This window comes from Anoxybacillus sp. B2M1 (genome assembly GCF_001634265.1).
In the GTDB taxonomy this organism is placed as follows: Bacteria; Bacillota; Bacilli; order Bacillales; family Anoxybacillaceae; genus Anoxybacteroides; species Anoxybacteroides rupiense.
In genome coordinates this window covers 149,323-172,968 of record NZ_CP015435.1, presented here as the reverse complement: position 1 = coordinate 172,968, position 23,646 = coordinate 149,323, and the positions used below count along the sequence as shown (strand labels likewise).

The 23,646-nt window shown below is 44.1% G+C and carries 23 protein-coding genes; 2 read left to right on the top strand and 21 right to left on the bottom strand.

Going from position 1 to position 23,646, the window contains the following annotated elements; genetic code table 11:
- The first annotated feature begins 30 nt into the window (after positions 1-30).
- Complete coding sequence (locus GFC28_RS00935; protein ID WP_044742293.1) at positions 31-2,724, top strand: PBP1A family penicillin-binding protein; 2,694 nt, start codon at positions 31-33, stop codon at positions 2,722-2,724.
- A gap of 30 nt (positions 2,725-2,754) precedes the next feature.
- On the opposite strand, the gene GFC28_RS00930 is transcribed toward GFC28_RS00935, so the two are convergent.
- From GFC28_RS00930 to GFC28_RS00850, 18 genes are all read right to left on the bottom strand, one after another.
- Positions 2,755-3,261, bottom strand: coding sequence for a YpoC family protein (locus GFC28_RS00930; protein WP_231883456.1), 507 nt, complete (start codon positions 3,259-3,261; stop codon positions 2,755-2,757).
- A complete protein-coding gene (nth, locus tag GFC28_RS00925; RefSeq protein ID WP_044742291.1) occupies positions 3,251-3,919 on the bottom strand; it encodes an endonuclease III in 669 nt (222 codons plus the stop codon). Before nth ends, GFC28_RS00930 begins: the two co-directional genes overlap by 11 nt.
- 211 nt (positions 3,920-4,130) lie before the next feature.
- Positions 4,131-4,829, bottom strand: coding sequence for a DnaD domain-containing protein (locus tag GFC28_RS00920; protein ID WP_044742290.1), 699 nt, complete (start codon positions 4,827-4,829; stop codon positions 4,131-4,133).
- 474 nt (positions 4,830-5,303) lie between these two features.
- Entirely contained in the window at positions 5,304-6,596 is a 1,293-nt protein-coding gene (gene asnS, locus GFC28_RS00915; protein WP_044742289.1) for an asparagine--tRNA ligase, read from the bottom strand.
- A 121-nt stretch (positions 6,597-6,717) separates the two neighbouring features.
- Positions 6,718-7,908, bottom strand: coding sequence for a pyridoxal phosphate-dependent aminotransferase (locus tag GFC28_RS00910; RefSeq protein ID WP_044742288.1), 1,191 nt, complete (start codon positions 7,906-7,908; stop codon positions 6,718-6,720).
- Positions 7,909-7,923: 15 nt separating this feature from the next.
- Positions 7,924-8,403 (bottom strand): cell wall elongation regulator TseB-like domain-containing protein, encoded by a 480-nt coding sequence (locus GFC28_RS00905; protein WP_044742287.1) that lies wholly within the window; start codon positions 8,401-8,403, stop codon positions 7,924-7,926.
- Between the two features lie 14 nt (positions 8,404-8,417).
- The gene (locus GFC28_RS18550) at positions 8,418-8,588 is read right to left on the bottom strand and encodes a YpmA family protein (protein ID WP_080862420.1); all 171 of its coding nucleotides are present in this window, start codon (positions 8,586-8,588) and stop codon (positions 8,418-8,420) included.
- Positions 8,589-9,163: 575 nt separating this feature from the next.
- Positions 9,164-11,878: an ATP-dependent DNA helicase DinG gene (dinG, locus tag GFC28_RS00900; protein ID WP_044742286.1), complete on the bottom strand. Its 2,715-nt coding sequence runs from the start codon at positions 11,876-11,878 to the stop codon at positions 9,164-9,166.
- Between the two features lie 217 nt (positions 11,879-12,095).
- The gene (gene panD / locus GFC28_RS00895; RefSeq protein WP_044742285.1) at positions 12,096-12,479 is read right to left on the bottom strand and encodes an aspartate 1-decarboxylase; all 384 of its coding nucleotides are present in this window, start codon (positions 12,477-12,479) and stop codon (positions 12,096-12,098) included.
- Positions 12,480-12,495: 16 nt separating this feature from the next.
- Positions 12,496-13,347 (bottom strand): pantoate--beta-alanine ligase, encoded by an 852-nt coding sequence (panC, locus tag GFC28_RS00890; RefSeq protein ID WP_044742284.1) that lies wholly within the window; start codon positions 13,345-13,347, stop codon positions 12,496-12,498.
- Positions 13,344-14,183, bottom strand: a complete 840-nt coding sequence (panB, locus tag GFC28_RS00885) for a 3-methyl-2-oxobutanoate hydroxymethyltransferase (RefSeq protein ID WP_044742283.1) — start codon at positions 14,181-14,183, stop codon at positions 13,344-13,346. The genes panC and panB overlap by 4 nt, the downstream gene beginning before the upstream one ends.
- A gap of 241 nt (positions 14,184-14,424) precedes the next feature.
- Positions 14,425-15,414 (bottom strand): bifunctional biotin--[acetyl-CoA-carboxylase] synthetase/biotin operon repressor, encoded by a 990-nt coding sequence (locus tag GFC28_RS00880; protein ID WP_044742282.1) that lies wholly within the window; start codon positions 15,412-15,414, stop codon positions 14,425-14,427.
- The gene (locus GFC28_RS00875) at positions 15,372-16,589 is read right to left on the bottom strand and encodes a CCA tRNA nucleotidyltransferase (RefSeq protein WP_044742281.1); all 1,218 of its coding nucleotides are present in this window, start codon (positions 16,587-16,589) and stop codon (positions 15,372-15,374) included. Before GFC28_RS00875 ends, GFC28_RS00880 begins: the two co-directional genes overlap by 43 nt.
- Positions 16,586-17,722, bottom strand: coding sequence for an N-acetyl-alpha-D-glucosaminyl L-malate synthase BshA (gene bshA, locus GFC28_RS00870; protein WP_044742280.1), 1,137 nt, complete (start codon positions 17,720-17,722; stop codon positions 16,586-16,588). The genes GFC28_RS00875 and bshA overlap by 4 nt, the downstream gene beginning before the upstream one ends.
- Positions 17,719-18,432: a bacillithiol biosynthesis deacetylase BshB1 gene (gene bshB1 / locus GFC28_RS00865; protein ID WP_044742279.1), complete on the bottom strand. Its 714-nt coding sequence runs from the start codon at positions 18,430-18,432 to the stop codon at positions 17,719-17,721. The genes bshA and bshB1 overlap by 4 nt, the downstream gene beginning before the upstream one ends.
- On the bottom strand, positions 18,422-18,844 hold the full coding sequence (gene mgsA, locus GFC28_RS00860; protein WP_044742278.1) for a methylglyoxal synthase: 423 nt from the start codon (positions 18,842-18,844) through the stop codon (positions 18,422-18,424). The genes bshB1 and mgsA overlap by 11 nt, the downstream gene beginning before the upstream one ends.
- A gap of 13 nt (positions 18,845-18,857) precedes the next feature.
- The gene (gene dapB / locus GFC28_RS00855; RefSeq protein ID WP_044742277.1) at positions 18,858-19,685 is read right to left on the bottom strand and encodes a 4-hydroxy-tetrahydrodipicolinate reductase; all 828 of its coding nucleotides are present in this window, start codon (positions 19,683-19,685) and stop codon (positions 18,858-18,860) included.
- On the bottom strand, positions 19,658-19,993 hold the full coding sequence (locus GFC28_RS00850) for a nucleotide pyrophosphohydrolase (RefSeq protein WP_044742276.1): 336 nt from the start codon (positions 19,991-19,993) through the stop codon (positions 19,658-19,660). Before GFC28_RS00850 ends, dapB begins: the two co-directional genes overlap by 28 nt.
- A gap of 155 nt (positions 19,994-20,148) precedes the next feature.
- Between GFC28_RS00850 and GFC28_RS00845 the strand changes: the two genes are divergently transcribed.
- The gene (locus GFC28_RS00845) at positions 20,149-21,021 is read left to right on the top strand and encodes a YitT family protein (protein ID WP_044742275.1); all 873 of its coding nucleotides are present in this window, start codon (positions 20,149-20,151) and stop codon (positions 21,019-21,021) included.
- A gap of 60 nt (positions 21,022-21,081) precedes the next feature.
- Here GFC28_RS00845 and ypjB read toward each other — a convergent pair whose 3' ends face one another.
- From ypjB to GFC28_RS00830, 3 genes are all read right to left on the bottom strand, one after another.
- The gene (gene ypjB, locus GFC28_RS00840; protein ID WP_044742274.1) at positions 21,082-21,867 is read right to left on the bottom strand and encodes a sporulation protein YpjB; all 786 of its coding nucleotides are present in this window, start codon (positions 21,865-21,867) and stop codon (positions 21,082-21,084) included.
- Between the two features lie 58 nt (positions 21,868-21,925).
- On the bottom strand, positions 21,926-22,519 hold the full coding sequence (locus GFC28_RS00835; RefSeq protein WP_044742273.1) for a lipoprotein heptaprenylglyceryl N-acetyltransferase LhaT: 594 nt from the start codon (positions 22,517-22,519) through the stop codon (positions 21,926-21,928).
- Positions 22,520-22,837: 318 nt separating this feature from the next.
- Positions 22,838-23,605 (bottom strand): menaquinol-cytochrome c reductase cytochrome b/c subunit, encoded by a 768-nt coding sequence (locus GFC28_RS00830; RefSeq protein ID WP_044742272.1) that lies wholly within the window; start codon positions 23,603-23,605, stop codon positions 22,838-22,840.
- Positions 23,606-23,646: the final 41 nt, after the last annotated feature.

Here is a 23,646-nt window from a genome sequence, read left to right as displayed (position 1 = left end):
TTACAATGATTAGAAAGGTAGGATTTGCTTATGTCTGGTGAATATCGTTCTCGTGCAGAACGGAAGCAAGCAGCAAAACAACCAAAGCAAAAGAAGAAAAAAAAGCGAAAAGCCAACTCGTTATTGAAAACAATCGCACTCTCGCTTATGTTGTTAATCATAATCGGATTAGTCGGAGGGATTGCGACATTTGCCTATTTCGTCAAGGGCACACCGCCGCTTGATGAGGCCAAAATTAAAGACCCTTTATCATCGACTGTCTACGATATGAATGGTCATAAAATCGCTGAGCTCAGCGCGAATGGCCAAAAACGAACATACGTTTCCTATTCTGACATTCCGAAAGTCTTGGAAAACGCGGTGCTGGCAACAGAGGATGCCCGGTTCTATCAGCATCACGGCGTCGATTTTATCCGGCTTGGCGGCGCGGTGCTGGCGAATGTGAAAGAAGGGTTTGGAGCGGAGGGAGGAAGCACCATCACTCAACAAGTGGTTAAACTCTCCTTCCTTTCACCCGAAAAAACGCTCAAACGCAAATCACAAGAGCTGTGGCTGGCCCTTCGCCTTGAACAAAAATATTCTAAACACGAAATTTTAGAGATGTATTTGAACAAAATTTATTATTCGAACAGTATTTATGGGGTGGCTAAAGCGGCAGAATTTTATTTTGGCAAAACCAATTTGAAAGACTTAACGCTCCCTGAAGCGGCCCTGCTCGCAGGCTTGCCGCAAAGCCCAAACAACTATAATCCGTACGAACATCCAGAAGCGGCGAAAAAGCGGCGCGACGTCGTGTTATCGCTTATGGCCAAGCATGGATTTATTACAAAAGAAGAAGCGGAAAAAGCGAAGAAAGTGCCGATTTCCTCCATGCTCGTCGATCGGAAAAAGAACAGCGGCACGGCCTCGCTTCCATATGATTCGTTTATCGACGAAGTGATTAGAGAAGTAACAGATCAAGCGAACGTGAACGTATATGAAGATGGATTAAAAATTTACACGACGCTCGATCCAAATGCCCAAGATTATGTAGAAGACTTGCTTAATTCTAATGAGTTATTTACAAAGAAAAAGGATTTACAATCAGCCATTGCTTTAATTGATACAAAAACTGGCGAAATCCGTGCACTTGGCGGCGGACGCGATCCAGAGAACGTTACATTCGGCTTCAACTACGCGATTCAGCCAGTTGGGCAGCCTGGTTCAACCATTAAACCAATTTTAGATTACGGTCCAGCCATTGAATATTTAAAATGGTCGACAGCCCATCAGCTTGTTGATGAACCATATCAATATTCAGATGGCACGCCGATTAAAAACTGGAATGGCAGTTATGAAGGCGCGATGACGATGCGGACGGCTCTTGCCAAATCACGCAACATTCCTGCTTTGAAGGCATTTCAAGCTGTTGGTCGAGAACGTGCGAAACAGTTTGCCAATAAGCTTGGCATGGGATTTGACACCGTTTATGAATCATATTCTATCGGCGGTCTTGAAAAAGGCGTATCGCCGCTGCAAATGGCTGGGGCTTACAGCGCTTTTGGCAATAATGGGGTCTATATCAAGCCGCATGCGGTCACTAAAATTGTCTTTCCTGATAATACAGAGATGAATTTGACGCCAAAACCGAAAACAGCGATGAAGGATTATACCGCTTATATGATTACCGACATGCTCAAATCAGTCGTGCAATCCGGAACAGGTACGCTTGCGAACGTGCCGGGTCTTCATATCGCTGGGAAGACGGGAACCACCAACTATGATAAAGATACGGCCCGTAAATACGGCTTGTCTAGCAGCGCGGTCCCAGATAGCTGGTTTGTCGGCTATACGCCAAATTATACGGCGGCTGTATGGACCGGCTTTAGCAAACGAAGCAGCACAGCGGATTTATCGACAGATGAACAAAAGCTGCCGCGCTTGTTATTCAAAAAGGTCATCGCCCATGTAGATAAAGGCGGCAAAGATTTCCCAATGCCAAATAGCGTAGAGAAGCTGCCAATTAAAAAAGGCTCCAATCCGCCGAAGCTGGCAAGCAAATATACGCCAGCCAGCGAAATTACGTATGAATGCTTTATAAAAGGAACAGAGCCGACGGAAACAGCAAAAGATGAGCCGCCAGCAGCACCAGCGAATTTGCAAGCCGTCTATGATGCTGCCACAGATGCCATTTCCCTTTCTTGGAAATATGACAACGGTTCAAATGGAGACATGGCATTTGAAGTGCGTATCAAAAATGATAAAGGCGACTCAAGTGTGATTCCAACGTCCAACTCTTCTTTAACCATTAATCATCCGACTCCAGGAGCCGTTTATACGTTTGAAGTATATGCGGTAAGCAAGGACGGACAAATCAGAAGCAATCCAGCCGTGGCGACTGTCAATGTTCCGGGCAACGAACAGGAGGAACCAAACGGCAACAATAATAACAACGGAAACAATGGGAATGGAAACAACAACGGAAGTCCTGGCAATAACGGGAACAACGGAAATGGAAACAATAACGGAAGTCCTGGCAATAACGGGAACAATGGGAATGGAAACAATAATGATTCTGGTAATAACGGCAGCGGCAATTCCGGCAACAATAATAACGGAAGTGGCGGCAATAATACAGACAATGGTGGAAGCGGCGGACAAAATAACAACGGCGGTAGCTCTGGCGGAAGCACACCGCCAACAACCCAAAATACCAGCCCTAATAACTCAACTCAAACCCATTAACGGCCTAGTGCCGCTAGAAAAAAGGATGCCTCAACATGAGGGCATCCTTTTTTTTACAATCGCTAACTTCTTATAAAAGAGCTTTGCTGCTTCCTCAAACAATTCATTTAATTGAACAAACGAAGGGTACGTATCACAGCGCTGAAAAATGAATTGCAAGCGCTCCATACAGTTCATCGGTTTAAGCGGCAACGCTTCCACTGCTTTTTGCCACATGCGAAGCTGGGTGACTTTGCTTTGATTCATCCAAAATAAAAGCATTATAAAATAAGATAATCCGCGAACCATCGGCTTCTGGACGAGCGTTCGGTTTCTTTTTTCCGCAAAAAGTACCTGAAGCTGCGCTTTTTCCTCATTCCACAGCTTCAGTAAAGCAGGGATCGTTTGTTCTGCTTTTTCCCAAGGCACATAAGCGCTATCTACGATATCATAATAAAAATACACAGTCTTAAGCGCATGAGGGAACGGAATTTCTTCTTGCTTCTCAATCATCTCGCCTTCTTGGAAAAATAACGGATGAACAAAGTCAATCGGCACTTGCAATTTTCTCCCTGCCCTTCATTCTTTTCTTTCCTTCTCGGCATAGTTCAAGCAGCGGACAGATTTCGCATTTTGGTGATTGGGCTTTACAATGATATCGTCCGAAAAAAATCATCCGGTGATGGGTAATCGACCACTCTTCTTTTGGTACCTTTCTCATCAGGGCTTCTTCTACTTCAAGCACAGAGTCCTTCCAGCGGCAAAAACCAAGCCGTTTGCTAACTCTCTCCACATGTGTATCGACTGCGATCGCTGGGACGCCAAAAGCGACCGAAACCACCACATTCGCCGTCTTGCGCCCAACTCCCGGCAGCTTCATCAATTCGTCGCGATCACAAGGTACTTCTCCTCCATATTGTTCGAGCAGCATGGTGCACAGCTTTTGAATATTTTTCGCTTTGTTCCGATACAGTCCAATCGATCGGATATCTTGCTGAAGCTCTTCCAACGGAACCGATATATAATCTTCAGGCGTTTGATATTTTGCAAATAAATGTTTTGTTACTTTATTTACGAGCGCATCCGTGCATTGCGCCGACAAAACTACCGCAATTAGCAATTCAAAAGGGTTGCGGTGTATCAATTCGCAGTGAGCGTCCGGAAACATCTCTCCCATTCGATCCAAACAAATGCGAATTTGTTGCCGATTCAGCATAAGAATTCTCCTTTCGTTTTACAGCCGCTAACAATAGCGGCGATTCTATTCTTTCTCACATCAAAGCTTGTCCTATTACGGTTTCGTCACATAGGTCCGTATGAACCTTCCCCATCTCCATTCCATTAAGAAGTGGGAGACTTCTCGGCGGATGATGTTAAAAAAGTGGCTGCCTCAATCATAGAAAAACGAGAGACATAGGGCCTCTCGCTTACGATTCTAGCCAATTATAAAATGTAACGGTTTGTCGATGCTCTTCCTGTGATACAGGCTTGGCTTTCGATTGATGCTTGCGGAATTTTTGGCCATAATCTTTCGCCTGTTCAATCGTACGCACTCCATTCTTTTTCCACTCAAACAAAATTCGATCAATATAACGGAAATTTAATTTCCCGGACAATACCGCTTCGCGAAGCGCGGCTTTTATGATAGCTGGATCATGCCCATCTTGATCCATCCACATCGCCAGCGTCTCGCATTCAAACGGCGAAAGCGGTCGGCCAAACTCTTGTTCAAACATCGTATACAAGCTTTGTTCCTCTTCCTGGCGCTCTTTCTTGTGTTCGTTCATCGACTCGGAAATTAAATGATGCACTAACTTTTCCCATAGCGGCTTAAGCGAGTATTTTTCGCCCAAAATGGCTCCATCCACCTGTTCTTCAATAGAAACAAATCCTTTTTGCAAAAGCTTCCGTAATGCTTCCATACATTGTGCCGGCGTTAACGTCATCCTTTCTGCCAGCTCATCTGGAGTTGGAAACCATACCCCTTCTCCCATAAATGCATGCAAATGCAAAAGCAGCATAAATTCTACTTCCGTTAAACCTAAACGTTTATAATGCTGCAAAAGCAGCTTTGGAATTGCAATGCTGCCTTGGGCCAGCCATTCCGCCATTTTTTCTTTGTCCATTGGAATACACCTCAACTATAAGTATAACATGGATGCTAAGTATTAGATAATCTATATCGATATAACTTGACACTTTAACAGTTGCGTCGATATAAAGTCGACGGTCGTGTGACTGAACAATACGGCTTACAGACCCATCAATCGGTCTGTAAGCCGCCTGTTGTTCGGTGCTGTGCCACGCTAAGGCATAAGCAGGAAAGTTATTGACTTTTCTTGGACCGTCGAAAAATAGAAGTTTGCTTTTGAATAAATAATCAGTTCAATCTTCTCGTTGTATCTATGCATATAAATACAACTGAAAACGGGTGTCTGTCAAAACCTACATTCGAAAGAATCTCACGACTTGTCTAAATCATGTAATAAGCACGATCATCAAGCCATTGCGTATTAGGAAGATAAGAAAGCCCCCTAAAAGCTTGGGGGCTAATTCAACACGATAAACAAAACATGGATTCAATAAAAATACTGGTGCGATTATGGATATAATCGGTTTAATAGCCGTGGGAACGGAATCGTTTCACGCACATGTTCGACTCCGCAAATCCAAGCCACTGTACGCTCTAACCCTAAACCGAAACCTGAATGAGGTACAGAGCCGTATTGACGCAATTCTAAATACCATTGATACGCTTCAATTGGCAAATGATGCTCTTCTAAGCGCTGTTTAAGCAGATGGTAGTCGTGAATCCGTTCAGACCCACCAATAATTTCGCCGTACCCTTCCGGTGCAATTAAATCCGCACAAAGCACCACATCTGGACGGTTCGGATCAGGCTGCATGTAAAACGGCTTTAACGCAGTTGGGTAGTGGGTAATGAACACTGGCTTGTCAAAGCTCTCCGCAATCGCTGTTTCATGCGGCGCTCCAAAATCATCTCCCCATTGAATATCATCAAATCCTTTGTCATGGAGAAGTTTAATCGCCTCATCATATGTAATGCGCGGAAATGGAGCTTGAATCTGCTCAAGCTTTGATGTGTCACGTCCCAAAGTTTTTAATTCAAGCTGGCAATTTTTCAACACCGCTTGAACGATATACGATACATATTCTTCTTGTATCTTTAAGTTATCTTCAAATTCGTAGAAGGCCATCTCCGGCTCGATCATCCAAAACTCAATGAGATGGCGGCGTGTTTTCGATTTTTCCGCACGGAACGTCGGACCAAATGAGAACACTTTTCCAAGCGCCATTGCCGCTGCTTCCATATAAAGCTGACCGCTTTGAGAAAGATAGGCATCTTCATCAAAATATTTTGTATGGAATAACTCCGTTGTTCCCTCTGGTGCACTTCCTGTTAAAATCGGCGGATCTACCTTGACAAATCCGTTGTTATTAAAAAATTCATAGGTTGCCCGGATGATTTCATTGCGAATTTTCATAATCGCATGCTGGCGTTTTGAACGCAGCCATAAATGGCGATGATCCATTAAAAACTCGACACCATGCTCTTTTGGCGTAATCGGATAATCAACCGCTTCATGAATGGTTTGTATGTTTGTCACCGATAATTCATAGCCAAATGGCGAGCGCTCATCCACGCGAACAATCCCTGTCACATATAAAGATGTTTCTTGCGTAATGGATTTTGCCGCCTTAAAGACGTCTTCCGCTACTTGCGATTTTTCAACTACTCCTTGAATAAAACCAGTGCCATCGCGCAGCTGCAAAAAAGCGATTTTTCCGCTTGAACGCTTATTTGCCAGCCATGCGCCGATCGTCACCTCTTGTCCTACATATTTGCTTACTTCTGCAATTGTTGCTTTCACCGAAAATTCCCTCCAACATTTGTTCAAAAAACTATGTATGCATAACTTATATTATACCTTTCAGCCAAAATGTAAGCAATACACGAAGCGGCTCTGTCATCGACAAAGCCGCTTTTGAAGCTTACACACGATTTACGCGTTGCTCCATAAATTGCTGAATGCGCTCCATCGCCGTTTCTAGCACATCAAGCGATGTCGCATAAGACAAGCGAACATTATCAGGAGCACCAAAGCCAGAACCCGGAACAAGCGCCACCTTTGCTTCTTCTAAGAGCGCTGTGACAAGCTCGTCTACATGGCGATATCCAGCCATTGCGGCCGCCTGCCGCGCATTCGGGAACAAATAAAATGCGCCTTGCGGTTTAACGCACGTAAATCCTGGAATTTGAATGAGTTTTTCATAAATAATATTTAACCGTTGTTCAAAGGCTTGCCGCATTTGTTCCACTGGCTCTTGTGGCCCACTGTATGCAGCAATAGCGGCATATTGAGCGATGGAAGTCGGATTTGAAGTGCTGTGGCTTGCAAGATCCGTCATCGCCCGAATGATCTCTTTATTTCCTGCAGCATATCCAATCCGCCAGCCAGTCATCGAATGCGATTTAGACAAGCCATTAATGATTACCGTTTGCGCCTTTAACTCTGGCGACAATTGAGCAATGGACACATGGCGATGTCCATCATAGACCAGCTTTTCGTAAATTTCGTCCGAGACAATGAATACATCATGCTCCAAGCAAATTTCACCAAGCGCTCTTAGTTCTTCTTCCGTATAAATCATTCCTGTCGGGTTACTTGGTGAATTAATAATAACCGCCTTTGTGCGATCAGTAATAACCGATTTTAATTGCTCAGGCGTAATTTTAAATTCGTTTTCCTCAAGCCCCTCGACATAAACAGGCACTCCGCCAGCAAGCTTTACTTGTTCCGGATAGCTGACCCAATATGGCGTTGGAATAACGACCTCATCACCTTCGTCTAAAATGACTTGAAATAAGGTATAGAGCGCATGTTTTGCTCCCACGCAAACGATTATTTCAGATGGCTCGTAGCGAAGCCCTTGGTCTCGTTCAAACTTTTTCACAATTTCCGTTTTTAAGCCCGCTAGTCCACCGGAAGGCGTATATTTTGTATGTCCCTCATTCATCGCCTGAACGGCCGCATCCATAATGTGCTGCGGTGTATTAAAATCCGGCTCTCCTGCTCCTAAACCGATGACATCATATCCAGCTGCTTTCAGCTCTTTCGCTTTAGCCGTAATCGCCAATGTCGCAGAAGGCGTGAGCGATGCCACTCGTTTTGCTAATTTCATGATCCATGTCCCCCTTCATGATTGTTGAAAGCTATATCTTTTCAAAAAAGTACCGTCTTTAAAGCTGAGGTAGTAAAAAGAATAACGATTGTTTTGATCAATATATGTCAGCTCCCAAAGAGGCACTCCTTTTTCCATGCCAAGCTTTGCGGAAACAATCTTTTTCGGATTTCGTTCCGCTGTTAACTTTTTGATGGCTTCTTCCTGTGTAATTCCGCTCTTGGCGTCTTTCACCACGATGCTTCCACTTTTCTCCGGAACCCAAACAATTTTGCGAGCTCCTTTACGATCGTCACCCATAAATACAATATAGGTCTTTTCACCGTAATATGTATAAACTTGATCGATACGCGCAAAGGCCACTCTCTCAATCGCTCGCTTTCTTGCTGTTTCCATCAGCGATTGCTTCTGTCCGATCGCTGTGTGATAAACGCTTGCAGCTTGCCAAAAGAAAATACATAGCACAACAAAGCATAAAATACCCCACTTTTTCATAACAAACCACTTCTCTATGTACGGTAAATCGTAAAAACCGCTTTATTTTGATCTTTTTCATCAAGCGCCAATCCAAACATTAAGTTCTGCCTTTTCAGCGTTCGATTCAAGCAGTCGACAACTTTATATAAATCGGGTGAGTGCTGAATTTTGACAGTGGCTAACACCTCGATTTTACTTTCCATTTCACATTTTCCTCCTCCATGCCACAAATTTTGTTACTCATAGGAACAGAGCGGCGTGGCTACACTATACATACAACAAATTTGTGTTGTACCTTTCCATAATTATAACAGGTTCGTTGGACAATTTCATAAAAAAATTCCCCCACCTACATCTTATGGATCCCGCATCGTGTATATATACGATGCGGGATTTAAATGACAATTAGGCTTCCTCTCATTAAAGCTACCCGATCTTTTTGGGCAAAGGAAATGCTCTTTCATCCGTGTTCGTTATCTGATGATCGAAAAGCAAACGATCAAAAAACTTTCAATGGTTCCTCACCATATCTTTATAAAAGCCCTCTTCATCTTACATGCGACAAGATCCAGCGACGCTGCTCTATTCCGCTATCCTACCTATAGATTGCTCATTTGCTCTCTATTTACACGATCAACACTCATCCATTATCTGTATACTATTTTAACGGCCATCACCATTCAAATTTTTTCGTCATGTATCCATGTAACGCAGGCCTAAACAACCTTGTTTAACCACTTGACCAGCGAAAATAAACCGAACCCCATATCTAGCATTGTCATTTTTTCAAGCTTTGCAAAAGCTGCTCTAGCGGTGCTTCATAAATAGATACGGGGGGAAGCGAACCTACAAAATATTTTCCATAAGAAGCAGTGGTTAAACGGCGATCCAATACAAATAGCACTCCGGAATCAGTTGCTGTACGAATGAGGCGGCCAAAGCCTTGCTTAAAACGAATGATCGCCTGAGGCAGCGACAGATCATAAAACGGCCGTCCGCCTTTGGCGCGAATGCGCTCACTTTTCGCTTCTATCACAGGGTCATCTGGCGGAGCAAATGGCAAGCGGACCATGACAATAAAAGATAGCTGCTCCCTAGGTAAATCAATCCCTTCCCAAAAGCTGCTCGTTCCAAATAAAATGGCACGGTCAAATTGTAAAAAGGCCTTTGTGAGCTTTGCCGCATTTCCTCCTTGAATTCCTTGAGCAAGCAACACCAGTGTTTCGTCCTCATTTTTTTCTTTCACAATGGCAGCCGTCATTCGCAGAAGCTCATATGATGTGAACAATACCAGTATTTTCTCTTTGACCTGCTTTTCAATTTCTAGCAATTGTTCAGCTACAGCATGGGCATACTCTGGAAGCGACACATCTACAATAGACGGTAAGTCGCTTGGAATCATAATTTTTGCTTGGCGCTTATAATCAAATGGAGATGGAATCATGCGACAAATGGGATAAAAATCCTCTAACCCAAGCTGTGAGATCGCATAAGCAAACGAATGGTCCGTTGTTAAGGTTGCCGATGTCAAAATAACACTTTTCTTTCTTGTAAACAACCGCTCAGCAAAAAATTCTTCAAGCTCAATCGGCTGTGCATAAATAGCAGTAGCATTAGCGGCCCCTTTCACATCCGCCTCCATCCAGCGAACCACCTTCGAATCCGTATCTTCAAGCAAAAAGCGCAGACCATGAATCATGTCGTTCAGTACCGTCACATCTGTAAAGAACGAAAGGGAGGAAAGCGAAGGGTCGAGCATTTTCAGCTGTTCCGCCTTCTCTGCCAGCTCGGAGGTGTGATGACAGAGCCGCCAAAGCAACTCACGAATAGCGTTCCAATGTCTCCCTTTCTCTTCGCTTGGATGAAAGCGATAGCGCAGCCGCACGGCATTGGAATTCGTTTGTTTTCGCAGCACGTATTGCCGGATCATGCGAAACCATTCATCACATTCCAATTCAATGTCGCTTAACACAGACTGAAAATACATAAAATAGGCTTGTTGTTCAAGCCGTTTTCGAAGCTGAAAGAAAGATCCTTCATCATGACCATTTCCGATGCGAGTTAATAATAATCGAACAGCTACATAATCAACGCTCTGACCAAAGTATTGAGAAGCAACATCCTCAAGATGGTGTGCTTCATCAACAATGAGCTGCTCATATGGCGGAAACAGCGGCTTATCAGAATTCAGATCCTGCAATAAAAACGCATGATTGGTAATAATCAGGTCGGCCTTACTGGCTCGCTGGCGCGCCCTCTGGAAAAAATCATACTCCGCTTCTTCTTTTTCCTCATCCATATGCAGCATGGTCCAAAGCAGCTGGCCGCCCGAAGATAGCTGAAGCTCATCAACATCGCCTGTCTCCGTTTCTGTTAACCAAACGAGCAGCTGGCATTTGGTTAGCACTTCATCGTAGTTTTTGTTTGGTTTATGCAAAAAGTGAACAAATTTTTCGAGTGAAAGATAATTTCGTTTCCCTTTTAATTGCGCGACATGAAATGGAAACGACGCGATACTTTGGAGCAATGGAATATCGCGCTCCATCAGCTGCTGGCCTAGCTGGAGCGTATATGTACTAATCACAACAGGCTTTTGATATTGCCGAGCAAAGTAAAGACTCGGAATAAGATAGGCCAACGATTTCCCAATTCCAGTTCCTGCTTCAATTAAAGCATGTTGTGATGTATCGAGGGCCTCATAAACCATTTCCATCATGTCCCATTGTCCTTGTCGATGTTCGTAATCACGGAAAGGAAGCGTCTCCGTATAGGTGAACCATTCTCGAAAGGAAACGGGACACTCTCCAATTTTTTGAGGAAGAGGAGACGGTTTTCGCAATGCGATTCCTTGGTAGTAACTATATTGGTCATCGTGCAAGGATGTTATTTTTTGGGCCAGCATTGCATCCATAATCGAATGGACATCGCTTTTCATATCGCGCGATAAACGGCACAATTGCCGCAATGTCGCGACCGGCAGCGACTCCAATTTATCAAGTAAAGCGAGCCATAATTGGGCTGTAACCTCCGCATCGCTATCCGCCTGATGAGGATGCTGATGGGGAATATGCAATGCCTTCGCCATATCACTTAATTTATAGCTTTCCATGCTCGGGTATAAAATTCGAGAAAGTTCAACCGTATCAATCATCGGCGGCTCCGGCAAAAAAACTCCCGCTCTGTTCAATTCCTCCTGCAAAAACGGCCAATCAAATGCAACATTATGGGCAACAAAATACGATTGCTTCAATAATGCAGCAACTGTTGGGGCAAGTTCAGAAAAAAGCGGCGCATGGCGCACCATTTGCTCACCAATTTGCGTCAATTGCTGGATAAAAGGTGGAATGCTGCATTCCGGGTTAACAAAACTGGAGAACCGCTTGACTATTTGTCTATTTTCCATAACGACGAGCCCGATTTGAATAATTCGATCCCCTTTTTTCACTGAATTCCCTGTTGTTTCTAGATCTATGACTACAAACCGTTCATCCATCGTTTCACCTCAATCGCGCAATAATAGGGGCGTTCTCTACTGAGAAACAGCCCCCTTTTTTATGACAGGAAAAGCGGTAGCATCCCCGCCTCCCTGCTTTTATATCCATACAAACGGATCGAATCTCTATCCTGGCCAAACATTTATAATAAGCCGGAACCATTACTTTTCTCTCTAAACATGAGAGGTTCTGTCTTTAGAAAGCTTGAGTCTCAGCTTACATCACTGTATGAGCTGGTTCGGCTACCATTAATTGCTGAATTCGATTATGCTCGTCCATAATCGCGATTTTCGGACGATGCGCCGCAATTTTCTCCTCTGGGATAAGGGCATAGGAAATGACGATGATGACATCATCCTTTTGCACAAGACGAGCAGCCGCTCCATTTAAGCAAAATACACCGCTTCCCCGTTCTCCTGGAATAATATATGTTTCAAAACGTGCGCCGTTATTGTTATTAACAATTTGTACTTTCTCATTTGCTACCATGCCAACCGCGTCCAAAATATCTTCATCAATCGTGATGCTTCCAACATAATTTAAATTCGCTTCCGTCACACGCGCACGGTGGATTTTTGCATTCATTAATGTACGAAACATGATTGTCCCCCCAACATTACGATTCCACATCAAGAGTTATATTATCAATGAGTCGCGCATTTGTAAACCTGACAGCAAGCGCAATGATGATTTTTCCAGATATTTTCTGAAGCGGTTGCAAATCTGGATAAGAATATACTTCAATATAATCAATGATACCATGTGTATAGGTTTGAATATAATCTTCAACAAGAGCACAAATAGCCGATGGATTGCGCTCGCCATTTTCAATCGCCCGCTTCGCTTTTTGCAATGCCGCGTACAGGGCAGGAGCTTCTTTTCGCTCTTCCGGAGATAAATACACATTGCGCGAGCTTTTCGCTAGCCCGTCCGCTTCGCGAACAGTCGGAACTGGAACAAGCTCGATCGGAAAATGGAAATCGCGAATAAGTCCATCAACCACTGCTACCTGCTGCGCATCTTTCATCCCGAAGTAAGCACGGGTCGGCATGACAATATGAAATAGTTTCGTTAATACCGTAGCCACGCCATCAAAATGCCCCGGTCTTGATTTTCCGCATAATACATCAACGCGCTCCTTGACGGCCACCTGCACGCTTAATGGCCGCGGATACATTTCTGTCACGGATGGATAAAACAATAGATCCACCCCTGACGCTTTGGCGATCTTTTCATCTCTCTCCATATCGCGCGGATATCGGTCGAAATCTTCATTTGGCCCAAACTGCAATGGATTAACAAACACGCTTAATACAACAATATCATTTTCCTCTCGCGCTTTTTTCAGCAAGGCAGCATGGCCTTCATGCAAATACCCCATTGTCGGTACAAAGCCAATGGACTTTCCTTGCTGACGGTATTGGGCTGTTTTTTGCTGCATTTCTTGGATCGTTTGAATGATCATCATTGCTGCTTTCCTCCATATAGTGCAATCCATTCTTCTTCTTTCATCGTAAACATATGCTCGCGTTCGGGAAACTGCCGAAGCTTTACCTCCGTCACATAGCTTGTCAAGGCATGCTGCACCGTTTCTTCAATATTGGCATATTTTTTAACAAATTTAGGTACCCGTTCTACCCCATATCCGAGCACATCATGATAGACAAGCACCTGTCCATCTACTTCATTGCCCGCTCCTATTCCAATAGTGGGAATGGTTAATTGCTTAGTAATTTCGGCGGCAATCTGCTTTGGCACGCATTCGAGAACTAAAGCGACCGCTCCGGCCTCCTCGCACCATTTTGCATCTTGTAAAAGTTTGCGAGCGCTTTCAGCGTCTTTCGCTTGCACTTTATATCCACCAAGCACCCCGACAGATTGCGGAGTTAAACCTAAATGGGCAACAACTGGAACACCTGCTTCAGTCAGGGCACGAATGACCTCTATGACTTCGCCGGCCCCTTCGACTTTTACGGCATGAGCTCCAGACTGCTGCATGATGCGCTGAGCATTGCGAAGTGCTTCTTCCCTCGACAGATGGTAAGACATAAACGGCATGTCCGTGACAATGAACGTGTTCATGGCTCCACGACGCACCGCCTTCGTATGATGAATCATGTCCTCCACTGTTACCGGAATGGTGGAATCATATCCGAGCACAACCATCCCAAGCGAATCGCCGACAAGAATCATGTCTACTCCAGCAGCTTCCGCAAGCTTTGCTGACGGAAAATCATACGCTGTCAGCATCACAATCGGCTCGTTTGTCTTCTTCATCTTCAAAAAATCACTGGTTGTTTTCATGGCATATTCCTCCTCTTTGTTTGCAGAGGAGATGAATCTCCGAATAAAAAAACCTTCTTCCCTACCTTGAGAAGAAGGATGTTGATTGTATCGGCCGAGTTCATCCCTCTGTCCCAGTCCTTTAGCGGATCAAGGCAGATCACATTGACAACACTGACACATTTTTTATGGTGCAGTTCTTCGCTAAAAGATACTGCCCTTGTACATCCATCTATATTTTAACAAAATTCGAACACTTTTGCTACAATGAAATATCGGCGGAATGAATGTGATGAATCGTTCCATCATGGTCTTCCAGGATTAATACGCCTTCATCTGTAATGCCGCGCGCGAAACCGCGGATCGTTCCGTTCAAGGTGCGAGCGGTAATTTCTTTACCAATGCTTATAGCGTATCCTTCCCATAGCAGCTTGATCGGCAAAAAGCCATGCTGCAAATATTGCCGATACAATGTTTCCATTTTTAATAGTACTTCCTGGATGAGACGAGCTCGTTTTATTTTTTCTCCCTTTTCAATCGCCAATGATGTGGCAATGCCGCGAAGATCTTCAGGAAATTGATCGCGTTCATGATTGACGTTCACTCCCATTCCAATCGTAACAGAATGAACGCGATCAGGATCAGCCTGCAGCTCCGTTAAAATGCCGACACATTTTTTGCCGTTGATTAAAATATCATTCGGCCATTTAATATCAGGAACAAGCCCTGTCACTTCCTGAATAGCTTGGACAATAGCGACAGCTGTCAGCAACGTCAACTGTGGCGTCTTTTGCGGCGGAATCGGCGGTCTTAAAATTAAGCTCATCCAAATTCCTGTCCCTTTTGGCGAAAACCATTTTCGATCCATTCGGCCGCGCCCTGCCGTCTGCAATTCAGCGACAACAATCGTCCCCTCTTTTGCTCCTTCATGTGCCAACTGATGAGCCATTTTTTGTGTAGAGGTCACTTCTTCTTCAAAATAAATCGTTTGTCCAAACACCTCTGTTTTTAAACCAAGGCGGATTTCATTGGCTGTAATTTTGTCAGGCGTACTCACAATTCTGTATCCAAGGCGGCGCACCGCTTCAAGCTCAAATCCTTCCTTCCGCAAATCTTCAATATGCTTCCAAACGGCGGTTCTGGAACAGCCGAGAATATCGCTGATTTTTTGTCCGGAAATAAAATCACCATTGGCCTCAGAAAATAATTCTAGCAATTTTTTTCTTGTGTCAGATTGCATGAAATGAGCCACTCCTTTATCCGCTCTTTGTCATTTTCTACTTTTCCTTGAATCACCGCCTGCTCCACTTTCTTCAGCATATTTGCCAGCCACGGACCGCCCGGACGTCCCATCCATCCCATGATATCTTTTCCGGTAATAGCTAAATCACTTCTGCTTTTAATAGGCAATTGAGCAAAGAGCGAGACGAGCCGTTGGCGATTGCTATAAGCATCTTCCATATCAATAAGGGAACGAATGGTTTCTGCCGCTAAAGCATAATCAAGCCCAAACTCATACAACTGCTCTTTTTTCCAATCATCATGTGAGCGAATGAGGGGCAGAATGCGCAAAATATGTTGCACATCCTTCATTAGCCGGTTAGGCAGCTTCCAAAGTCGCAAAAAAGCGGAAGATTCTTGATCGCTTAACAGCAAATAGCACAAAAATCCCCAGCGCTCCATCGAAGAGGACAACGCTTTCCAATCATATTGCGCCAACTTTTTTAATGGCTCTTTTTTTTCACGAAGTCCCGGCAAATACACATATAATCCTGTTTCCTCTAACAGTGAGAAAGCCTTCTTTGCAAATGAGCCCGCCATCAATTTCTCAAACTCGGCTGTTATTCTTTCCACCGAAATATGCGCCAACAGCGAAGCATGTTCAATAATCGCCTGCTTCGTCTCCGTTTCTAACGCAAAACCGAGCTGACTGACAAACCGAATCGCCCGCATCATGCGAAGAGCATCTTCAGAAAAACGCTCGCTCGCCTTTCCAACGGTACAAATGATTTTAGCAGAAATCGCCCGCTGTCCATGAAACGGATCGTATAGTGTTCCATGATCGTCCATCGCAATGGCATTCATCGTAAAGTCGCGCCTTTGCAAGTCTTCGCGCAGGGAACGGACAAATGTCACAGACTCGGGACGACGATAATCTTCATACGTACCTTCCGTTCGAAAGGTTGTCACTTCATATGGAATACCGTCGTTTAACACAACAACGGTTCCATGCTTTAAACCAACGGGAATCGTTTTTGGAAAAAGCTTGATCACTTCTTCGGGAAGAGCGGATGTGGCAATATCAATGTCGCCAAGCGGACGATTTAGCAAATAGTCGCGAACCGCACCGCCGACGAAATAAGCTTCATATCCATGTTGCTTCAGTTTACGAATAATGCCAAGCGCGCGTTGAAACGGTTCTTTCATCGCTTCACCTCTTTTATCAACGAAAAATAAACATCTTCGTATTGCTGTAAGATGTGCTGCGAATGAAATTTTTCATAAACAGCTTTAAGCGCTTGTTCAGCCATATATGTATGCAAATCTTCGTTTGTCAACATTTGTAGCGTTTTTTCAGCTACTTCTTCGATATTGCCAAGCTCGCATAGAAACCCTGTCTTGCCATCTTCAATCACTTCAGGGATGCCGCCAATGTTTGTGCCCACACACGGAACTCCGCAAGCCATTGCTTCAAGCAAAACAAGTCCAAAGCTTTCTTTTTCCGATAAAAGCCATTTGACATCACTCATCGAATAAAGTTCTTCTAAATTTTCTTGTTTTCCTAAGAAAAGAACGTCTTCTGTTAATCCTAGTTGCCTCACTAATCTGCACACAACGGTCATTTCTGGTCCATCACCAACAAGCAATAGCTTAGCAGGAATTTGGCTGCGAACATGCAGAAAGGCATGCACAACATCTTGAACACGCTTCACCTTGCGAAAATTGGACACATGAATAATGACCTTTTCTTGTTCTGTTATTCCATATTGTTGTTTTAAATGCTTAACATCTTTTTTATGATATACGCGTTCATCCACAAAATTATAAATGGTATGAATATCCTTTTGAACATCAAGCAGCTCGTAAGTTTGCTTAACAAGCGCATTTGACACAGCCGTAACCAGATCCGATTGTTCAATTCCAAATTTTATCATATCGCTTAACGACGGATCATATCCGAGAACAGTAATATCCGTCCCGTGAAGCGTCGTCACAATTTTCACATCGTATCCAACCATTTGCTTGGCTAATACCGCACAAACCGCATGCGGAATCGCATAATGAACATGCAGCACATCCAGCTTTTCCCGTTTGGCTACTTCAGCAATTTTACTTGCTAATGCCAAATCATATGGCGGATACTGAAACACGGAATACTGATTGACTGTTACTTCATGATAATAAATATTGCAATATACTTTATTTAAACGAAAGGGCATGCTTGAAGAAATAAAATGAATTTCATGTCCTTTTTCCGCCAGCAATTTTCCCAATTCTGTGGCGACAACACCGGATCCGCCAACCGTTGGGTAACAGACAATTCCTATTTTTAGCTTCATTGTTTCTCTCCTAGCAAATCATTTGAAATGACGAGCGGCTGTTTCGTCATAAATCCTTCGGCAAACAGCACTCCGACTTGCTTTCCCCATAACCGCTCGCGGCTTTCAACGGTTTCGATATAGCCATTGGTTAACGGCGTATCAATCGACTGAGCTGTTTTTTGAAATTGACTTGCATAAGCTTTCAGGCTCGCCAGCTTTGTTTCCATCGTATGGCTAATATCAACAACAAAATGTGGCCGTTCATAACTATTAATCATGTAGTAATAAAGCGATGAAACACGATGTGCCGGCAGCCCTCCTGCCTCATAACGGCGAATCCCAGCTGAAAACATCGCTTCTTCGACAAGAAAAGCACAATTTCCATGATCGGGATGACGATCTACCCAATACGGTGCAAAGATGGCTCGTGGACGATATTGGCGAATAACAGCGGCAATACAGCGAATAGCTTCTTCTGTTTTATATAAGCCCCGATCGGGCAGATGAAGATTGATTCTTGCCGCAACTCCGAGCAGCTCAGCTGCTTTTTGCGCTTCTTTTTGCCGCAGCTCTACAGTTCCGTTAGACGACAGCTCTGCCAAGGTTAAATCGCAAATGCCGATTCGACACCCTTGCTTCGCATATTTGGCGATCGTTCCCCCCATCCCGATTTCCACATCATCTGGATGAGCGCCAAATGCTAGTATATCAAGTTGCTCACGCTCCATTTTCGTCACCTTTTCTCTCATGAATAATAGTCCGCCATTGGAAGTCGCCACGCTCAAGTCCTCTAATTAAAATTTCGGCCGTCCCCATATTAGTGGCCAGCGGCACATTATAGACATCGCATAACCGAAGCAGAGCACTGACGTCCGGCTCATGAGGCTGGGCGGTTAAAGGATCACGGAAAAACAATATCATATCGATTTCATTGCGTGCAACCATAGCGCCAATCTCTTGATCCCCGCCTAACGGTCCCGAACAAAACCGATGGATAGGCAAACCGGTGGCCTCCATAATGCGCAAACCCGTTGTTCCCGTTGCATACAGCTCATGCTTTGCTAAAATCGTTTGATAAGCTGTCGCAAACTGAATCATATCCGCCTTTTTTTTATCATGCGCGATTAAGGCAATTTTCACGCTGACACCCCCGCTATTCAATAATATGCTCTAAGCCATACACAAGCGTTTGCAGCTTCATCACGGTTTCGATTGATAGCTTGACTCCAGACATAAATGACCCGCGATGAAACGAATCATGACGAATGGTTAATGATTGTCCATTTCCGCCGAAAATGACTTCTTGATGCGCAATCAACCCCGGCAGGCGGACACTGTGAATCGGAATCCCGTCATAAGAGGCTCCTCTAGCACCTTTAAGCGTCTCTTTTTCATCAGGATGCCCTTGCTTTTTAGTTGGTCGCACCGCCGAAATAAGCTGTGCTGTTTTTACAGCTGTTCCAGACGGAGCATCAAGCTTTTGGTCATGGTGCAGCTCAATAATTTCAACATCAGTAAAATATTTGGCGGCCATTTGAGCAAACTTCATCATTAAAATGGCACCCACTGCAAAATTCGGTGCAATAATCGCGCCCATTTCTTTTTCTTCCGCCAGCTTTGTTAATTGCTCAATCTCTTCTTGACTAAACCCTGTCGTTCCCACTACGGGACGAACCCCATAGCGAAGCGCGATCTCAGTATGGCGCTTGCCCGTTTCCGGAGTCGTTAAATCAACTAAAACATCCGGCTTTGTCTCTTGAAAGCAGCGTTCAATATCCGTATACACTGGCGCATGAATGCCGTTAAAACCATCTACCTCTGCTAAGTCCTTTCCATCATGGATGCGGTCAATCACCGCCACAAGCTGAAAATTCTCCGCATGATGCACAAGCGCTACCGCTTCCCGTCCCATCCGTCCTCGCGGGCCTGCCACTGCTACTTTAATTGGATTATTCACTCTTTCTCTTCCTTTCTTGTCCATCTGTTTTGATCTCTTGTCTGAAACTTTTCCATCACCATATCATGCGCTTTTTCTAAATCAATTTGAAGGGAGTTCGCAAAGCAAATCAAGACAAATAATAAATCGCCAAGCTCCTCTTCGATCGTCTTTTCGGTTTCTGATTTTTTCTTTGGCTTTTCTCCATAATAATGGTTGACTTCTCTCGCTAATTCCCCTAATTCCTCAGTCAACCTAGCCAGCATGGCAAGCGGGCTGAAGTAGCCTTCTTTAAATTGGCCAATATAATCATCAACTTCCTTCTGCAATTGCTGGATCGTTTTTTCCGACATATCGTTGATTCCCACCTTTCATGCTTTCATGTTAGCTAAAAGCAGCCATTTTGACAAATATTTTTGCGTTTCGTTGCTCAAGTCCTCCTCTTCCACTATAATTTATAATTAATGACTGAGATCGCCGGCCTATCATTACTATGCGGAGGTGTCATATGGTTTTTGGACTGAAAATTAAAAATGTCTTATTTATTTTACTTGGCGCGGCTATTTTCGCATTTGGACTCGTTCATTTTAATATGCAAAATAATCTAGCGGAAGGAGGAGTAACAGGCATCACGCTTCTCCTTTATTTCTTGTTCGGCATCGATCCCTCCCTCACGAATTTGCTGCTGAACATCCCGCTTTTTTTTATCGGCTGGAAGCTGCTCGGACGCCATTCCTTTTTTTATACCATGATCGGGACCGTCAGCTTATCCTTATTTCTATGGATTTTTCAACATTATGCAATCAAGATGCCGCTAAAGCATGATTTAACGCTCGCAGCCTTGTTTGCTGGCGTTTTTGTCGGAATCGGGCTTGGGATCATCTTTCGCTATGGCGGAACAACCGGGGGCGTCGATATTATTGCAAGGCTTCTCTACAAATATCGCGGAATTAGCATGGGAAAAACCATGTTTGCTTTTGATGCGGTTGTCATTACATTGTCGCTTTTATACCTTTCATACCGCGAGGCCATGTACACGCTAGTTGCCGTCTTTATTGGCGCCCGCGTCATTGATTTTATGCAGGAAGGCGGTTATGCTGCAAAAGGAGCGACCATTATTTCTGAAAAGAGCGAAGAAATCGCTGCCAAAATTTTAACAGAAATGGAGCGTGGTGTAACCGTTTTAAAAGGACGCGGCTCCTATACCAAAAGAGAACGAGATGTGCTTTATTGCGTAGTAGCCAAAAATGAATTACCGCGCCTTAAAAATGTCATTATTTCCGTAGATCCCCATGCTTTTGTCGCCGTGACAGATGTGCATGATGTACTCGGTGAGGGATTTACCCTCGATGAAAATAAGCAGCCCATTCAAAACGATTAAGAGCAAAAGCATAAGGCCGGTCTGCCAAGCAAAAAGGCTGAGATTCGACCTCAGCCTTTTTTATTGTTCCTCATGTGAGCGAGCTTTTTGCTTTTCTCCACGATATTTGCGAAACCCGACATAGGTTAATGTCAATATAATCATTCCTCCCGTAGAAATCATCACCCACAATAAGGAAGAATCTGCTTCATCCTTTTTCATATGATTAAACAATGCCGCAAGATCTTGCCTCATTTGCGCAAGCTGCTCCTGCTGCTTGGCTTTGTCAAGGGCATGAAAGCTCGGGCTTTGGAGCTGTTCAATGTCTTGATCTGCCTTTTTGGCCCAGGCAGGCTCCACATCAATTTTTACGCTTGGCTCAATGATTTCATATTGATGCAAAAATTGCTGTAGCACCGTTTGAAACTGCTGCTCATCCCCGTTCTCAATCGCTGTTTCAATTTCCTGAAATGCCCCCATAATCGAAGATTCCATTTCCGCCCAAAGCGGCTGATAATTGGAATGAACAGCATCGATTACAAGACGAAACTGCACCACTTGATCAATTCGGTCTTCCGCCGGCAATGTGGAAGCGGTAATGGCTTTTAACGCATTTTCATGCGTGATGGTGATGGCACGCAATTCATCCATCGATTTAAGGCGATCGCGTGCATTTAACTTTAAAAATTCATCAGAAAAATAATTCAACACGTCCTTCGCTTCTTCAAAACGCTTATTTTTAGCAAGCTGCAATGCCTGATCTGAAATTTTATCAAGCCTTTGCCATTCATCATGATGTGTAGCAAAGACAGCTGACGGAAATGCACAAAGGATCATAATGATCCATATGACTGCCATTCGCCTCATTCTTGTCCCTCCTCCGCTAACTACTACAATGTATGAGAGGCTGGACAAGGTTAGACCATTATTTGAGCGAAATTTGTAGACGACCTTCTTTTATTCCCAATACATAAGCAACGGCAATAGAAATCATGCTTAGCCAGAAAGTAAAATAGCCGATTTGCGGGATATACTGTTCAAGCATGCTGTAACGAGGCAGCATCTGAAACACATAATCGATCACATCATTATGTAGAGTCCATATAGCAGCAAAAGCTAAATGCCGCACCTTCATTCGATAGAACGGGGCATACAGCAAGCCTTGAATGGCCATTGCTCCGTGAGAGAAAATAAGCATCCATCCTTGCCATCCAAGCGTTCCAGTCACTTTCCAGACAAGGATGTTCATAACGACCGCCCAAATTCCGTACTTCAATAGAGTCACCATCGCCAGAGCTTCTAATAATGGCCAATTTCTTTTTAATATAAACGCAAGCAAGACAAAAACAAAAAACAAACTAGCGGTAGGGCTGTCAGGGACAAATAATAAAAATCGGCTTGGTGTTTCCGCAAGCTGCGGTCCATACCATATATATCCGTAAATAGTTCCGGCAATGTTGATCACGAGCAGCAGCCAAAGAACAGAGGGAGCCGCAAGTAAAAGATACCACTGTATCATGTTCCACCTCCTTTCTTCTATAGCAAGCTTATATGTTATAGCCGACGAAAAAAATAGAACCCCAATTTCTTTGATGATTGGAAACATGCTAGCGGCTTGCCGCCGTCACGCTTTGGCGTGACCAAGCCCCAAACGGCTGGCCATTCCAGACAAGTTCATGTGCCTAGAAAGCGGTGTTATTCGGTCGTCCGACCGTCGAAATCGGTTATCATCCGCTCACTTTCGGATAAGTGTTGAACCATCAAATTGTATTTATTATATAGATGAAAGAAAAAAGCTGACTAATAGTAGCCAGCTTTTTTCCTGTCACTTTTAATCCTACTCTGCTTTCAATCCTGCAATAAATTCAGATAGCTTTTTCAATTCTTCATCTGTTCCTTTGAACACCCCAGGAGGCATGCCGCCTTTACCTTCTTTAGAAATTTTGGCAATTTCTTCTGGCGTTAGCCCTGTACCGACAAGCGAAGGCGCTGCCGCTCCTCCGGAAAGGTTTTCACCGTGACAAGTTGTACATGTATTTGCTTGGGCAATTTTATATCCGTCCGCGTTTTTGTCGATTTCGACTTCAGCACGGATTTTTCCTTGTTCCGCAGCTTTTTTCCAGTCGTGAGTAACGACCGATTCCCAAGTAAGGTAAACCATTGCTGCAAGCGTTAACAACATCATACCGACCGCAACAGGTCGCTTCCACGGACGACGTTCCGGACCGCGATCTAAAAACGGCGCAAGCAATAATGCTCCAAAGGCAAGCCCTGGCATCACGATCGCGCCAATGACTGTATAATCACTTGAAGCATATGAGTACTTCAGCAATTGGTATAGAAACAAGAAATACCAGTCTGGAAGCGGAACATATGACGTATCTGTCGGGTCAGCAACCCGTTCCAGCGGAGATGGATGGGCAACCGTTAAACATAAAAAACCAACTAGAAAGACCGCACCAACCATCCATTCCTTTAATAAGAAGTTCGGCCAAAACGCTTCTGTTTTCCCTGGATATTCCGAATAATCCTTCGGAATATTCGGTTTTCTCACAGCAGAAACACGCGAATCGCCGACGAATTTCATCCCTTTTCCGCGATGCATATCATGTTTCCCTCCTTTATCTTATAGATTCACCCATGAAT